The sequence below is a fragment of the Cytobacillus sp. Hz8 genome, assembly GCF_042263505.1.
GTDB lineage: Bacteria > Bacillota > Bacilli > Bacillales > Cytobacillaceae > Bacillus_BE.
This window is the reverse complement of record NZ_JBHKFI010000001.1, coordinates 266777-282042: the sequence shown is the minus strand read 5'-3', so window position 1 is coordinate 282042 and position 15266 is coordinate 266777. Positions and strand designations below refer to the sequence as shown.

Below are 15266 nucleotides of genomic sequence, written 5' to 3'. Positions count from 1 at the left end.
TTTCAATAATTTCCTTTTTTCAAGTTATTAGCTCTTTTTCTTTACCCTACCAATGTTTGTACGCTTTTAGCATGATTGTTACTGAATATAAGAATAAAAAATATAACTTTGTGCAATAACGAAATTCTTTAAACCTAAAAATATATTGCGAACTTTTGTATTCGATTTAATGGAATTGTTACGGTATATATGTAGTTAATCCTAAAATTAAGGTAACGATGGCAGGAATGTGTTAAAGTAAAAATCGAAATAAACTTTAAATCGCTATGCAAACTCATAAAGTGAAACTTCCATCAGTGGGGGTTTTCGACGCACAGGACGTGCTAGTGCAGACGTTGCGATTGACGTCGCGCTTTTAGTCTGCCATTCATCCCCCACTGATGGTTAGTCACGCAGAGCCTGATTGATTTTTCTAAGGGCTGAAGCCCAAAGAAAAATCTTATTTCACTTATCACGCTCATAACGCCACGTCCTGTGGCTTCGCCTGACTAGGACATCCTGTCCGTCGTCGGACCTATACGGACAGTTGATCTCCCACTTATCTTCTTCGTATTCTCAGAATCTTGAAGTGGGAGTCTTACTGTCCGTTAAGAGTGGGATAAGAATTTAGCTGAAATCATTCATATTAACCTACCTGCTATCCTAGATTGGGAATATACTTTATGCGGCTCGCCTTTAATTGATATAGGAAATATGTTGAGGTATGAAAAAATTCCGATAACGGATTTTTGGTATCCTTTTATAAAGAGTTATCAAAATAATGGCAGAGTTCTAACGAAAGAATGGTTACAGCAAGCGAAACTGCTGGATTTAATCGCATTGTGCCAATTATTAAATAAGGAGAGCTGCGGAGAAAATAGAATAAAAGATATTAAGAGATTGATAATAAATATGATGGAGGATTGGAATATTTATGATAAAGTTCAAAGGGAGTTTGCTTCAAACTAATTTTTTTATGAACTTACTCATTTTACATATATAAATGGGAAAACTAAAAATCCAAGATTATCTTTAGAACCCTTTGTATTAAAATACTGTATTTTCACTTTTTAGCCGTATTTGATTTGCACTTGAGTTTGGAAAAAATTGTCGAGGTGTTCATACTTTGTTTCGATATATCTATCATTTAATCGTAATTGGCTTATGTTCAATTCTTTTTGGATTTGCCTATAATTCTTTTTTAATCCCTCACAAACTTGCATCCGGAGGGGCTACGGGCATCGCTTTTTTTATACATCATTTTATCCATATCAACACTGGGTTAGTCGTTTTACTCATCAATATTCCCCTTTTTATTCTGGGAATAAAATATTTAGGAAAAAGATTTATTGTTTTAACGATATATGCTGTTCTTGTTTTATCTTTTAGTCTGAAGTTTATTCCAATCCGTTCTATTAGCAATGATATTCTTCTTTCTTCAATCATTGGGGGAGCCCTTTATGGAATTGCTGTTGGAATTATCATTCGCATTGGTGGTTCAACAGGGGGAACAGACATCGTCAGTCTAATTCTCGCCAAAAGAAAAAACTTTCAAGTTGGCCATTTAAATATATGGATGAATCTACTTGTGGTTGGCATTTCTGGTATTGTGTTTGGCTGGAATATCACATTATATACGATTATCGCGATTTATGTAGCTGGTCGCGCGGTCGATATGGTGTATACAACACAAAACAAATTAACAGTAACTATTGTTACAGAGAAATCGAAAGAGCTTACTGATGCTCTTATCCATTTACATGCAAGAGGAATCACAGTTTATGATGCAGAAGGGGCATACACCCATAAGCCAAAAAAAATTTTAACAACTGTTATCACGAAATATGAATTAAATGAAACGAAACATACCATCAAAAAGACGGATCCGCATGCGTTTGTCAATATCACCAAGACGCTGGAAGTCGTTGGTCATTTCAGAAAAGACTAAAAAAATCAATTCGTGTCTCAACGAATTGATTTTTTTATACAATCTAGCAGGACCACTGCATGATTATAGATTGGATCCTTAGCTCCATACAAGAGCGTTACTCTCCCCTCTCTTGCCTCTCCGATAATTTGCTCTACTGCCTTTTTTTGCAATGGGTTAGTCCGTAATTCATTTTGATAGTGAGCTTTAAATTCCTCAAAAAGCTCTGGCTTATGACAGAACCATTTTCGTAATTCACTACTCGGAGCTGCTTCCTTTACCCACTCGTCTAAATTGGCTGCTTCCTTTGATATTCCTCGTGGCCAGAGCCGATCAATCAATATTCTCAAACCGTCTGATTGCTCATATGGTTCGTAGATTCTTTTTAGAAAAATATTTTGCATCTATTTTCCTCCCTGAAAAAAAGCATTACTTTAATAACAATTGTCGGTTATCTTTATCCATATAGGTAATGCTACATTGACCTCCAAGAAATTGACTAGTAAGCCCCGAAAGTTTTTCGGCTGCCTCTTTTAAATCAGAACTTCTTTTGGGATCGACTGATTCAATAATTAAAAAAGCATTAACCGTATCCTCTGTTAACATTGTTCGCTGCCCATCACGCCAATTCCAACAACGGCAGACTGCCCCTTCTTCATCTTTATAAATGATTTCACTGGGCAAAGCATGATCGAACTCTTCATCGCCTAATGCTAAGAAAAGTTCATCCCCATCTGCTTTTGTTAAGAGCAAATCTCCCTTGAAAGTGTCGATATCCTCCCCTCCACATGGTAGTCCATAGGTAAGGGAAACAGAGTTATAGATGTCTACTAAAGGATTAATCGTGCCGACTTCTCGCCCTTTTTCAATTCGTTTGAGTAATGACTCTATGGAAGATCTCGCGCCTTTCTTTGTTTTAAATTTCTGATAAGCCTTGCGCCATACAGATATCACCTGATTATTACTAAAAACATCCTCAGTTAAGAACCGTTTTGCTTCTTTGTTGCTATTTTCCAAGAGTTCAATAATATCTGGTCTTACATTTTCCACTAATACTTCACTATTGGTAATCCCCTTTGCCACAATAACGGCAATTTCAGCATGTGGAAACAGCTCCCAAAACGCATCGGTTATGTAGAATTTTCCCATGAGTTCTCTTCTCCTTATTCTATTATGAAATATACTATAAGCATATCATTGTCCAAGTTGGTATACAAAAGGGGTAATTTCAAAGAATAATGAAAAGAAAAACCTCTTTCATTCCTAAAAATACCGAAATTTAATGAATATCGATAGGTCTTCAGAATTCCTCTTCAATTAATTTATACCTATTAATCACAATCATGACAAACCGGGATCTCACTCCGAAGATAAACAGAGTCTTTGAGTGCATTAAATTAACGATAAAAAGGGGAATTAATCCATTACCCAGAAAACCTTCATTCCCAAAATAATCCATTATAATTAATGTTCCAATATATGATAGCATTTCTGAAACTATCTATTTCCAAAAAGTGAGATGATATCAAATTCCCAAAAAGACAAAAAAAGAGATAAAATAAGATATGAAGGATTTTCAAGAAAGGAAAGTGAAGAATGATGGAAAAAATAATGTTTATCGAAACTGGGATGGGAATCGATGTTCATGGTCAAGATATTACCAAAGCAGCTATTCGGGCTGTGAAAAATGCCATTCATTATAATTCTATGCCTGGTATCCGTTCTGTATTACCTGAAAACAGTTTACATAATATGAAAGTAAACGTAAAACTTGCAGTACCATGTGAAAAAGAAACCCTTGATATTGAAGCAGTAAAGGAAGCCTTGCCATTTGGAATTGTCACGGTAGAAGTAATGGATGGAGGAATGTTAACAACTAGTGGAATTGTCCTTGAAGAAAAAGGGGATAAAAATGATATGATGTATATTGTCATTGCATCCGTTGAGGTTGGTTATTAATTTTCAAAACCTACTCTTTTTTAACCATTAATAGGAGATGATGATATTTTTAATTCCTTAATATTTCATTCAAGAAACCATCTCCATTTCAAAACTCAAGGCGTGAATCCACAACATGATTCACGCCTTAAACCTTATTCTATATCACATACACAAAATACCCAATAAAGGTCAAACATAAAACATACATAATCGGATGGACTTCTCTCATTTTATTCATAGCAATCATGCTGATGGGATAGAGAATAAATCCGAGCGCAATTCCCGTTGCTACACTATAGGTCAATGGCATCATAATAATCGTTACAAAGCATGGGATGACAACCGCAAAATTCCCCCAATTGATTTTGCTGATTTCCGTAGCCATTAAAGCTCCAACAATGATAAGCGCAGGTGCTGTTACTTCAGGGGTAACAATCGACAAGATCGGTGCAAAGAAAAGTGATATAGCAAAACAGGATGCGATAATTACAGATGTAAACCCTGTTCTTCCCCCCACTGCAATTCCCGCAGAAGATTCTACAAATGATGCAGTAGTGGAGGTACCAAAAATCGAGCCAACAATCGTTGACATCGAGTCGGCAAGCAGTGCCTTCCCTGCATTCGGGATCTCATTATTCTTCATCAAACCTGCTTGGCTCGCCACGGCAATTAAAGCTCCAGCTGTATCGAAAAAGGCAACGAATAAAAAGGTGAAAATAACAGCTAACACTTTAGGTGAAAAGATTTCATCTAAGTGACTGAAGACAACGCCAAATGAAGGTTCGAGACTAGGGATTTTTCCAACAACGGCACTTGGCGTATCGATGATTCCAAAAACAACGCCAATGATTGTGGAAATGACCATTCCATAGAATATCCCGCCTTTTACCCCTTTGTTTAAAAGGATAATCGTAATAATAAATCCAACTATGGCAAGCAAAGTTGGAGCTGATTTTAAGTCTCCAATCGCAACAAAGGTAGATTCATTTGCCATGACAATCCCTGCATTTTTCAAACCAATAAAGGCAACAAAAAAACCAATTCCTCCTGCAATCGCATGCTTTAAATCCTGAGGAATCACATTAATAATTTTTTCACGAATTTTTAGCAGGCTTAGTATCATGAACAATACGCCTGCAATAAAAACGCCTGTCAGCGCTGTTTCCCAAGGAATTTTCATGCCAATACAGACGGTAAACGTAAAAAAGGCATTGATTCCCATACTTGGTGCTATCCCGATTGGGTAATTCGCAATCAAACCAATTAATAATGACCCCACAATTGCTGAAAGTGCAGTAGCAGTAAATAAAGCTCCCTTGTCCATGCCTGTTTGACTTAAGATGACTGGGTTCACCACTAAAATATAAGCCATGGATAAAAACGTCGTAATTCCCGCAATAGTTTCCTTCTTATAAGAAGTATTCCGTTCGGAAAATTGAAAATAGTTTTTCATGATAGTTCCTCCGAATCTCGTAAAAAAAATCCTCCGGAACACTGCCGGAGGATCTACAAAGGACAATAATTATCTATTTATCATGCCCCTTGTAGACAGGCTATTTACGGCAGCCCGGTAGAGACGTTCAAGCCATATTCTTGAACTTATACAAGGTATTTCTTCTATTAGATTAATAGGGTTAATCTTAACAACAAGTATTTTACGAGTCAATATCTATGGGTTTTTTCAGGCAATTAAGTTTTTTTAGGCTTTATTATCGTACCTTCAGACTTTATTTTTCCCTATATTCCTTTTAGTCTATTTTTCAATAATGAATTGAACCATTAAATGATTACCTCTTCCTCAATAATTCTACAACCCCAATCATTAACGTAATCAAAATTGACAGTAGTAGTATAATAACCATTTCAAAACCAGTAACATAATCATGGATCATAGAGATAAATACATACGCCAAAAATAAACTGCCAAAAAAAATCAAAAATGCCATAGATATGTATCTTTTCATCAATTACCTCCATTAAACAATACTAACCATCTCAAAAAAATCCAATTTCATCCATTTATATTATATTTGATTGTAAAAAATAAATGAATCCATAAAACACCAATTTTCAAAAAACATGTAAATTAAAACTCAAAATAAAAATTTATTTCACTAAAAACATAATGACGAGACAACTGGTAGATGAAAAAAATAAACGAAGTACTTTGAAATGAATATTAGATTCGAGCAGATTAGAATAAAGTGAAACTTCCATTAGTGGGGGTTTTCGACGCACAGGACGTGAAGTGTGCAGACGTTGTGATTGACGTCGCGCTTTTAGTCTGCCATTCATCCCCCACTGATGGTTAGCCACGCAGAGCCTGATTGATTTTTCTAAGGCTGAAGCCCAAAGAAAAATCTTATTTCACTTATCACGCTCAAGGAGCGCCACATCCTGTGGCTTCGCCTGACTAGGACCTTTACGAACAGTTGATCTCCCACTTATCTTCTTCGTATTCTCAGAATCTTGAAGTGGGAGTCAAAATGTCCGTTAAGAGTGGGATAAATGGCAACTAGTTTAGAAATATAATATGGCGGAATTTACCTTGATAAAAAAGTACTCCCTCCCTTCCGTCTAAATTCCAGACCAGAACTTTCCATAACCGCTAAATAAAAATAGGTCTACCTTCATCTCAAATAATTTGAATAAAGGTTAGACCCATTTAAACTTATACAGGAAAATTACAACTCATTTGACTTAGGCTGTTGTTCAGATTTTACTTCCTCAACCACCTTGTCCTTTTCTTCTTCAATTAATCCTTTCGTAGAATTCTTAAATTCTCTTAAGGATTGCCCAATTGCACGCCCAATTTCCGGAAGCTTTTTCGGTCCAAAAACGATAAGGGCAAGTACTAAAATTAAAATTAAACCTGGAACTCCAATATTTGAGAACATTTGACTGACTCCTTTTTTTGTAATTTGTAGGACTTCATTTGTCATGATAGCATCAGTTTTAAAAAGTATTTCAAAAAATCGGCACATCTGGAATAGTACGGAACCGTTGTGCAAGAACGAAAGCGTTCACAAAATGATTTGCCCAACTTCCAAAATGTTGATAGAGATTATTTAAGTCCACATAAATATATTAATTTCTTTCCTCCTTTAAATAAAGACATTCCTATACCTCTTTGAATTAAATATATCATAAACTTTAGTTCCATTAATAGATGTACAAGCGATTCTTGATTTTCCTGAACAAATTGAATACCCAATCGATGATAAAATTCTCTTACCACTAGCAGCCCATAAAACGGATAGCATGCCGTCATTATCCCATTAGACGGACTCCCAGAGCTGATCCGTATTTATCCATTAAACGTTTTGTCAATCGCTCATACATTTCAAAAATGAAAGGATAGACAAAATCTATCTTTATTATATTATTTTTTACCAGAAAGAAGGTATGTCCCTAAGTAACAAAGAATCATGCTGTTTTTTGTGCTCCGTAACGATAAGAGTGGAAACATGTCACAATTCTATAAATGTAGAGGAATGAGCCCGGTTGATGAAAACTACTATGCAAATACCCTTAAATTCCATTAAATGATTTCCAATAATAAAAAGAAAAGCCAAAATTCTGAGAACTGCTAACTATTCTTATCAAAAACATATCCTTACGTTATATTCATAAATTTGCCATATTTTTTTAATAATTATTTTATATAAAACTGATAAAATGTGTTTCGAACTTAAATCAATGAAACGGAGTTTTCATTATGAAGCAACAACACCCACTAAGTGAAGAATACCTTAATTTGCAAATTAACATCTTTGAGCAGAAACTTCTTGATATCATTCATAAATATGGAAACGGGAGCCATGAAGCTATTCTTTTTTCAGAAAGACTTGATGGATTAAAGCAAAAGCGCCTGAAATTTGAACGGAACCAATCTTTATTCACATCATATACTCAAGAATAATGGTTCTTTCTACCGTTAATAATTTCCATAAGATCCTTTAAAAGTTTAACAACACCACAAACAAACTTTTACCAATTTGAACGACTTTTTCTCTTCCTTTTTTCTTAAAACTGTTATTGATCCAGCTTATGAACGACCTTTTCTCATTAAATTTTCTTAAAAATGTCGTTCATCCCCTTTCAATCGTCCTATTTCCCATCATAAAATAAACTCGATTTCTCACATGAAGAAATCGAGTTTATAAATTACCTACTTTACTAGCAAAAACGGATTATAAAACCGATTCCCATCATAAAAAGTAATCATCAATGTCAAAACAAAGAAAATTGAAAATAGTATCATAGTCAAATAGTCACCTTTCTTAAAAGGACGTGCACTATACCAGGTTCTCCGTTTCTTTTTTCCAAACCCTCGCAATTCCATGGCGTTACTTATTATCTCAATCTTATCCAGACTGGAAAGAATTAATGGAAGAATGATAGAAGCAGCATTCTTTATCCGTTTTAGCAGCTTTTCCTTTCGTGACAGATCCATTCCTCTTGCTTGTTGAGAAAGGGCGATATTTCGAAAATCCCTTTGAATGTCTGGAATGTAACGTAGTGCTAGAGAAACAGCATAAGCAATTCGATAACTCACACCAATCTTATTAAGCGATGCCGCAAATTCACTTGGGTGTGTCGTTACCACAAATAGCAAGGCGACTGGAATAACAGTAAAATATTTTAATGTAATATTCGTTTGATAAAAAACTTGTTCCCACGTCAGATTATATCTTCCGGCGATTTCAAATAGAACATGGCTCGTTCCATAGATTTTCACCCCTTCCTGTGGCGAGAATCCATAGATAGCCAGATTATTAATCAATAGAAAGATTAAAATAAAAATAAGGACAAAAGAAACCTCTTGAAGCTTAATTTTTGAGAGGATAAAAATAGCAATACTACAAATAAACAAAAAAACAAGAATTCGAGTATCATAAGTAAGCATTGCAGCAGTCGACCAGATTAGAAAGCATATGAGTTTTGTTACACCTGTTAATTGATGAACAGGCGAATTTCGTTCAATATATGATAACATCTCTACTGCCATATCTTCCTTACCTCCTTATCATAGGCTATAAACCTTGCAACAAACTCGCTCGGGTCACAAATCCCTGCTCGTTTTGCCAATTCAAATAAGGAGGTCTCTTTTAAATTTGCTTGTTGGATGACTTTGGAATCTGTCAAAATCGTTGCAGAGGAAGCATCAGCAATTTTTCTGCCACTCTCAATTACAATTGCACGTGGAGTATATTCAAGCATCAAATGCATATCATGAGTAATCATCATAATCGTCATGCCTTGGCTATTCAATTCCTCTAAAAACTCCATCATTTCTGTATAATGACGAAGATCTTGTCCGGCTGTCGGTTCATCAAGAATGATAATCTCAGGTTCGAGAACTAAGATGGAGGCGATCGTTACTCGTTTCTTTTGACCAAAACTTAATGCGGATATTGGCCAATTTCGATATGGATAAAGGCCACACACCTTCAACGTTATTTCTACTCGCTCCCTTACCTCCTCCACCGGCACTCCACGAATCACAAGTCCTAGAGCGACTTCATCAAAAATCATATGCTTCGAAATCATATGATTTGGGTTTTGCAACACCATGCCAATTCTTAAGGAACGTTCCTTAATGGTATCATCCGTAATATTTGTTCCATTATAGAAGATGTCACCGGAATTTGGCCTTTCAAACCCGCATATCAGTTTGGAAAGAGTGGACTTCCCTGCTCCGTTTTTCCCCACAATACTAACCATTTCCCCTCGCTCGATCGAAAATGATATACCATGAATGGTTTCCTTTTCAGGGGAATAAGAAAAAGTAATATTGGCCAATTCAAGAATTGTAGACTTTTTTTCCCTAGGTACGATTGGAGAAATGGATTCAAACCAATCCAATAATTTTGTCTTACATTGTTCAACGGCAAAAGTACTTATATGATCAGGCTTCATCTCTTCCGTTATGCCAATTCCCGCATATTTTGCTGCTTTCAGATATAATGGTTCACGAATATAGCTGTTTTCTAATACTGGGCTTGATAATAACTGGTTAGGGCTCATGTCCCCAACAATCTGTCCTTCATCCACCACAATAATTCGGTCAACAGAACAATGCAAAACATCTTCTAACCGGTGCTCAATAATGACAACGGTAGTATTCGTTTCTTTCTGAATTCGGTCAATCAATTCAATCGCATATACTCCTGTAGCGGGATCAAGATTGGCAAGGGGTTCATCAAATAATAGAATATCTACCTGATCTACGATGACTCCAGCAATCGAAACTCTCTGTCGTTGTCCTCCAGATAAATGATGGATAGAGGATTGAAGATATCCATCCATTTCCACCATTTTTGCCGCTTCATCCACAAGATCAATCATCTTCTCTTGTTCAGTAGTATCATTTTCTAGTGCAAAAGCAATGTCCTCTCCAACCGTCAACCCAATAAACTGTCCGTCTGGATCCTGTAAGACCGTTCCCACTATTTTAGACCGGGAAAAAATATCTAATTCGTAAGCATCCTTCCCTTTAATTCTAAGGCTACCAGAAACCTCTCCCTTATATGAAAAAGGGATTAGCCCATTAAGACAATGTCCAATCGTACTTTTTCCTGAACCAGATGGGCCGACAATTAATACCTTTTCACCTTCATAGATGGTTAAATTCAATTCTTGAAGGGTAGGTTGTGACTGGCTGCGATATTTAAAACTGTAGTTGTGAAATTCAATGACTGGCTTTTTCATTGTGTTCTCCTATTTAAACCTTCTACCTCTTCAAGAAGGAAATTATAATTCTCGATGTAGACTGTTGCTTTGACTACGTGTTTTTGCATAAGCTAATAATAAAATCGTTCCAATAATCCCGACCGTGACCATATTAGAAATACCAGCAAAAAGGCCTTGAACGAAAACCTTATTTGCCGGTTCTGCATAAATCAAAATATCTAAAGATGGCGCAATCAAAAACCATCCCACTGCTTGTGCAACAACTTGAACGACATTAAAGGTAATCACCTTTTTCGTATTAAATACACCAGATTCAATATCCAATTTGTTTGAAAGCAGCCCGATTAAAAAACCAACAATCATAGAGACAATAACCCAGCTCCACCAAACAGACCCATAGGAGATGGCATCATTCAAAGCATGACCAATTAATCCAATTAATCCTCCTGCAATTGGGCCGAAAACAACCGCCATTAAGGCTAAGAACGCGTAAGACGTTTGAATCGTCGTATTCGGTACCGGTGATGGAATGGATACAAATTTCGCTAAAATAATAAAAACCGCCGCTCCAATTCCAATGGCTACAATCGTTTTAATCGATAATTGATTCCTTTTCATCCTTATCCAACTCCCTTTTAATTTTATCTGAATTTTCCTAATTATAAATGATTTTCGGTACTTTGCGTATTGTAATTTTCCAATTAATACCGGACTGGATATGATAAGCCTTGGCGAATGACCCTTGATTGAGAGCAACCCCTATATTATCAAGAGAATTGACATATAGCAGTGGCTCTCCTAAATGGCTATCAGCAAATGATCGTCCAAAAGTCATAATATTTTTATAAACTTGACGCTGATCATTTTCAATCAAAACTTCAAAGGAATCTCCATATTCAATCTGTAATTCTCTAAAAAGTTCCCGTTCAATATTTGTCCAAAGGTTCCCAAAACGAACATCCAAAATGTCAATATTGCCTGTTACTTTTCCTTGGCTCAAACTTGCCTCAGGAACAGACAGTTCTACAATGGAATCAACAGACACTTCAGGTCCCACTTCTTGAAATAAAATCACTCCTGCTGAAAGTCTTGCACCAGTAAAGGCATATACATCGCGACCATGAAATGTATAAGATTCACCAGAATGCGGAAGTCGATTCACCTCTTCATCAATCAATCGTGCCTCCACAATCCCAATATGTTTCTTGATTTGCGTGAGAGTTCCATTATCTGGAGTCACAATATATTGATTCGATGCCGTTTTGGCAACAATACTTCTTCGCTCAGACCCAACTCCCGGATCAACGACTGAAACAAATACAGTGCCCTCTGGCCAATAGGAAATCGTTTGATATAAACGATACGCTCCTTCCCAAATATTATATTCAGGAATATCATGCGTAAGATCAAAAAGACGAAGTGTTGGCTCAACGGATAACGCTACGCCATACATCGCGCTAACTGCCCCATCACTCGTACCAAAATCGGTTTGTAAGACTAAAAACTTATTCACAACTCTTCCTCCATTCTGCAAAATGTTTCCCTTTGAGTTTTCCTCTTTTTGTCGTTCATCAAACTGAGAAACCACATTTTCCTTCCTTTGGCTTTTTCTCTTTCATGCATATGCCTAGGATAAAACAAAAAAACCACGTCTTTATCCAATCGGATAAGGACGTGGTTTATCTCACGTGGTACCACCTTACTTTACTGTTTGTTCACGCAAACAGCCTCAACAAGTACAAGGCATCAATGTGCCGGAATACTGTGGTATTGATAACGAGTACCAAATCTCGTCGGAACCTACTAATATCAAGCGATATGTTCAGCACGAAACTCAGAGGCCATTGTTCAGATTAGTATTCTTGCTTCTTTTCAGCTACCGAAGCTTTCTGTGTAAAATAGGCTAATCTTACTTTTTCTCTTCATTGTCTTTAGGTTAATTATTGTATAATATTAAATTGATTATAGTAAAGAGTTCATAAAAGCGCAAGGAAAATTATATAAAATTATGAATTTAATGATAGTTAATTAAAATAGACTCGTCCTCTTCAGCATAAACTGATTAGAATGGATTAGTTGCCAGTAGACTTGCTGTTTTCACATAAATACGTGGATGCAATTTTAATTGGGAAACGATAAACTCAGCAATATCTTCAGGTTGCATATATTTTTCATCATTGTTTTCAGAAATTAAGTTTGTTTTTATCGCAAGTTCAGTTGCTACTGTACTTGGAGTTAAAGCAGTAACTCTGATATTATTTCTTCTAACCTCTTGTGCTAATGATTCCGTTAAGCCAATTACGCCAAATTTAGATGCGCTATAGGCACTCGATGTGGCCGCACCGCTTAACCCATTGGTAGATGAAATATTGATAATATCTCCGCCATTTTTTTCAATTAATTGAGGAAGAACAGCACGTGTCACGTAATAGGGACCCATTAAATTAACATCGATGATTCTCTTCCATTCTTGTGGATCCATATCTATTAATGTTTCAAATTTTCCAATTCCCGCATTATTAATCAGGATATCAGCCGTTCCCAATTCATCTGTTATCATTTTAATCGCCTGTTCTACCTCATCCAGAGATGAAATATCTACTGCAGCATAAGCTGCTTTCACCCCTAAACCTTTAACTTCATCTGCAACTTTTTTTAAATCTGCCTCAGTTCTAGCAAGTAAACCAATGTTAACACCTTCATTTGCTAATGCAATTGCAACCGCTTTGCCAATACCTCTTCCAGCACCAGTTACAAACGCTACTTTTCCTTTAAGTGATTGTGTCATAATCAACAACTCCTTTCACATCCATTATATTATTTTTATAAATTATTTCTAATGTTATGCTTGGTTCATCTAATAAACCTTTAGACACGAACGGTGCAAGACAACTAGGATTTATGCTAAAACATACACACTTGCTCTTTTCCTCCAAAACATGAGTAAATTTAACTTAACGTTTTTTAAAAATTATGACTCCCTACTTTGCCAATGGTATTTTAATATCATTTCCAATCTCAAGAATGCAGTCTTGGCGGTTTGTTACCGGGGCAAAAAACATAATATATTCGTCATCTGCTCCTTGTACTTCACCTTTACTAAAAATAGGCTCTACCCTTTTACCTGTTGATCTTAAAAATACACCAGATTTTTTTTCATCCACAATATATCCCAATTTTTTATCGAATTTCCTCGCATTAAGAAATTGATTCTCCAACTTGCTCATGACATGGTATTTTTCTCCATCTGAATCCGTAATAAGTTTCGTGTCAGTTCCAGATACAACGATTCTTGTTTCCATCGCGGAAAATTCAATCTGTTTAATTTTATAACTTTGGCCTTCAAACGAGAACGTTTTATTTAGGTTAATGGTTTCTCTATCGGAAACGGCTGTTTTATCAAGTTTGAAGTGAATCGGCCAGATGGTTTCAAGTTTACTAGAGCTATTATTACTATAAATCGTTAAATTTTCTATTTCTAACTGAATATCTTTGCCCTCAAATTCCTTAATTGATGCGAACGACAATGCTTCCGCCACTTTATTTTCATCACGATCGTAATGTCGACTTCCCCAACCTACATTTTCTAACTTTTTCTTTTCTCCATCACTGGTAATTAGGTTGATTGTGCTCGCACCTTCAAAAATATCCACATAATAATTTTTTAAATTTGTTTTATTACTCTTAAAAGTCAATAGTAGTTTTGTTTCCTTATCATCCGTCAAAATACTGTCAAAGTGAACGGTAATATCATGTATCTTATCAATATATATTTGATTAAGCACCTGACCATGTCCCTCATTAATAGCCATTCTTAATCCGGTATCATCGATCTGTTTACTCGAAAAAATCTTATCAAATGTCGCCTGAATTGCCGCCAGCACAGGAGTAAAGGTTAAAGTGGATACCGTAATCAAGCAAATGACTGCTGCAATTGATAATCGTTTGTAAAGCTTTCTTTTTTTATTAGGAGAATAGACAGTAACTTGCCAGGCATCTTCTATATTTTCTACATTCTTTGTATTATGTATCTTATTATTAATTTCTTCCCAGACATCCGGTACTTGTTTTTCAATTGCATGATTCAAATGCTTCAGCATTTTTACTTTCTCCAAGAAGATTCCTCCTTAACCTATATTTTTTCGCAGTTTTTTTATAGCAGCATTGTATTTCCAAATTGCTGTTCCCAATGGAATATCTACTATATTGGCAATTTCTCTATGCTTCATTCCCATGATGCCTTTCATGATGACAATCTGTCTTTCCTCTTGGTCTAGCAATTCCAAGTATTTGGATAAGACCAATTTTTCTAGGGGATCTTCTAAAATACATTCCAACCGTTCAAAATAATCACTATCCAAACCTGTAATTTCACGTTTTTTCTTTCGATACTGATCTAACGCTTTGGTTCTAGAGACTGTAATCAGCCAAGCCTTCACATTTGAAATTTCCTGATATTTCATTTGCTGAAAAAGCTTAATATACACTTCCTGCAGTACATCTTCAGCCAATTCAAAGTCCCGCAGGATTGAAAGTGCTATGGCAAACACATACTTCTTATTTTCATCAAACAATTTTTTAAATTCAGTTATATTAATGGATTCTTCGGATTGTTCCAAACACATTTGAATTTTTCACACCACCCTTTCACTTAATAAACGTTTTAGCATCCTATTTTATTGGAAAAAATTTTTTTTATAATTCCGATTCATTTGAAACAATC

At 35.8% G+C, this 15266-nt stretch carries 15 protein-coding genes, 1 riboswitch and 1 other annotated feature; of the genes, 4 read left to right on the top strand and 11 right to left on the bottom strand.

All coding sequences use genetic code 11. From position 1 onward, the window contains the following. Positions 1-696 precede the first annotated feature (696 nt). Positions 697-948, top strand: a complete 252-nt coding sequence (locus tag ACE38V_RS01445; RefSeq protein ID WP_375839356.1) for a hypothetical protein — start codon at positions 697-699, stop codon at positions 946-948. Positions 949-1105: 157 nt separating this feature from the next. After that, positions 1106-1927, top strand: a complete 822-nt coding sequence (locus ACE38V_RS01440) for a YitT family protein (RefSeq protein WP_375839355.1) — start codon at positions 1106-1108, stop codon at positions 1925-1927. 17 nt (positions 1928-1944) lie between these two features. Here ACE38V_RS01440 and ACE38V_RS01435 read toward each other — a convergent pair whose 3' ends face one another. Beyond that, positions 1945-2310 carry a DUF488 domain-containing protein gene (locus tag ACE38V_RS01435; RefSeq protein WP_375839354.1) on the bottom strand — a complete coding sequence of 122 codons (366 nt, stop codon included), beginning with the start codon at positions 2308-2310 and terminating at the stop codon, positions 1945-1947. 25 nt (positions 2311-2335) lie between these two features. Beyond that, complete coding sequence (locus ACE38V_RS01430; RefSeq protein ID WP_375839353.1) at positions 2336-3055, bottom strand: B3/B4 domain-containing protein; 720 nt, start codon at positions 3053-3055, stop codon at positions 2336-2338. A gap of 450 nt (positions 3056-3505) precedes the next feature. Here ACE38V_RS01430 and ACE38V_RS01425 point away from each other — a divergent pair, with 450 nt between their 5' ends. Next, positions 3506-3865, top strand: a complete 360-nt coding sequence (locus ACE38V_RS01425; protein ID WP_375839650.1) for a Lin0512 family protein — start codon at positions 3506-3508, stop codon at positions 3863-3865. Positions 3866-4004: 139 nt separating this feature from the next. On the opposite strand, the gene ACE38V_RS01420 is transcribed toward ACE38V_RS01425, so the two are convergent. Together ACE38V_RS01420 and tatA are read right to left on the bottom strand one after the other, a co-directional pair. Next, a complete protein-coding gene (locus ACE38V_RS01420; protein WP_375839352.1) occupies positions 4005-5300 on the bottom strand; it encodes an NCS2 family permease in 1296 nt (431 codons plus the stop codon). A gap of 72 nt (positions 5301-5372) precedes the next feature. Beyond that, positions 5373-5474, bottom strand: a riboswitch (purine riboswitch). 1057 nt (positions 5475-6531) lie between these two features. Further along, entirely contained in the window at positions 6532-6744 is a 213-nt protein-coding gene (gene tatA / locus ACE38V_RS01415) for a twin-arginine translocase TatA/TatE family subunit (RefSeq protein ID WP_375839351.1), read from the bottom strand. A gap of 821 nt (positions 6745-7565) precedes the next feature. On the opposite strand from tatA, the gene ACE38V_RS01410 reads away from it, so the two are divergent. Further along, positions 7566-7769 (top strand): hypothetical protein, encoded by a 204-nt coding sequence (locus ACE38V_RS01410; RefSeq protein WP_375839350.1) that lies wholly within the window; start codon positions 7566-7568, stop codon positions 7767-7769. 249 nt (positions 7770-8018) lie between these two features. Here the strand turns inward: ACE38V_RS01410 and ACE38V_RS01405 are convergent, their stop codons facing one another. From ACE38V_RS01405 to ACE38V_RS01375, 7 genes are all read right to left on the bottom strand, one after another. Next, positions 8019-8858, bottom strand: coding sequence for an energy-coupling factor transporter transmembrane component T family protein (locus tag ACE38V_RS01405; protein WP_375839349.1), 840 nt, complete (start codon positions 8856-8858; stop codon positions 8019-8021). Then, a complete protein-coding gene (locus ACE38V_RS01400) occupies positions 8849-10561 on the bottom strand; it encodes an ABC transporter ATP-binding protein (protein ID WP_375839347.1) in 1713 nt (570 codons plus the stop codon). Before ACE38V_RS01400 ends, ACE38V_RS01405 begins: the two co-directional genes overlap by 10 nt. A 42-nt stretch (positions 10562-10603) precedes the next feature. After that, positions 10604-11161, bottom strand: a complete 558-nt coding sequence (locus ACE38V_RS01395; RefSeq protein WP_375839346.1) for an ECF-type riboflavin transporter substrate-binding protein — start codon at positions 11159-11161, stop codon at positions 10604-10606. Between the two features lie 37 nt (positions 11162-11198). Next, positions 11199-12056: an SAM hydrolase/SAM-dependent halogenase family protein gene (locus ACE38V_RS01390; protein ID WP_375839345.1), complete on the bottom strand. Its 858-nt coding sequence runs from the start codon at positions 12054-12056 to the stop codon at positions 11199-11201. A 152-nt stretch (positions 12057-12208) separates the two neighbouring features. Then, positions 12209-12478: a binding site (T-box leader), on the bottom strand. A gap of 127 nt (positions 12479-12605) precedes the next feature. Then, positions 12606-13331, bottom strand: a complete 726-nt coding sequence (locus ACE38V_RS01385) for a 3-ketoacyl-ACP reductase (protein WP_375839343.1) — start codon at positions 13329-13331, stop codon at positions 12606-12608. A gap of 193 nt (positions 13332-13524) precedes the next feature. Next, on the bottom strand, positions 13525-14658 hold the full coding sequence (locus ACE38V_RS01380) for a DUF4179 domain-containing protein (protein ID WP_375839341.1): 1134 nt from the start codon (positions 14656-14658) through the stop codon (positions 13525-13527). A gap of 12 nt (positions 14659-14670) precedes the next feature. Further along, positions 14671-15168: an RNA polymerase sigma factor gene (locus ACE38V_RS01375; RefSeq protein WP_375839340.1), complete on the bottom strand. Its 498-nt coding sequence runs from the start codon at positions 15166-15168 to the stop codon at positions 14671-14673. Between the last annotated feature and the right edge of the window lie 98 nt (positions 15169-15266).

Coding starts and splice junctions, on each gene's coding strand:
- ACE38V_RS01410 (WP_375839350.1), top strand. CDS start 7,566: ATGAAGCAACAACACCCACTAAGTGAAGAATACCTTAATTTGCAAATT.
- tatA (WP_375839351.1), bottom strand. CDS start 6,744: ATGTTCTCAAATATTGGAGTTCCAGGTTTAATTTTAATTTTAGTACTT.
- ACE38V_RS01425 (WP_375839650.1), top strand. CDS start 3,506: ATGGAAAAAATAATGTTTATCGAAACTGGGATGGGAATCGATGTTCAT.
- ACE38V_RS01400 (WP_375839347.1), bottom strand. CDS start 10,561: ATGAAAAAGCCAGTCATTGAATTTCACAACTACAGTTTTAAATATCGC.
- ACE38V_RS01420 (WP_375839352.1), bottom strand. CDS start 5,300: ATGAAAAACTATTTTCAATTTTCCGAACGGAATACTTCTTATAAGAAG.
- ACE38V_RS01375 (WP_375839340.1), bottom strand. CDS start 15,168: ATGTGTTTGGAACAATCCGAAGAATCCATTAATATAACTGAATTTAAA.
- ACE38V_RS01385 (WP_375839343.1), bottom strand. CDS start 13,331: ATGACACAATCACTTAAAGGAAAAGTAGCGTTTGTAACTGGTGCTGGA.
- ACE38V_RS01435 (WP_375839354.1), bottom strand. CDS start 2,310: ATGCAAAATATTTTTCTAAAAAGAATCTACGAACCATATGAGCAATCA.
- ACE38V_RS01405 (WP_375839349.1), bottom strand. CDS start 8,858: ATGGCAGTAGAGATGTTATCATATATTGAACGAAATTCGCCTGTTCAT.
- ACE38V_RS01430 (WP_375839353.1), bottom strand. CDS start 3,055: ATGGGAAAATTCTACATAACCGATGCGTTTTGGGAGCTGTTTCCACAT.
- ACE38V_RS01395 (WP_375839346.1), bottom strand. CDS start 11,161: ATGAAAAGGAATCAATTATCGATTAAAACGATTGTAGCCATTGGAATT.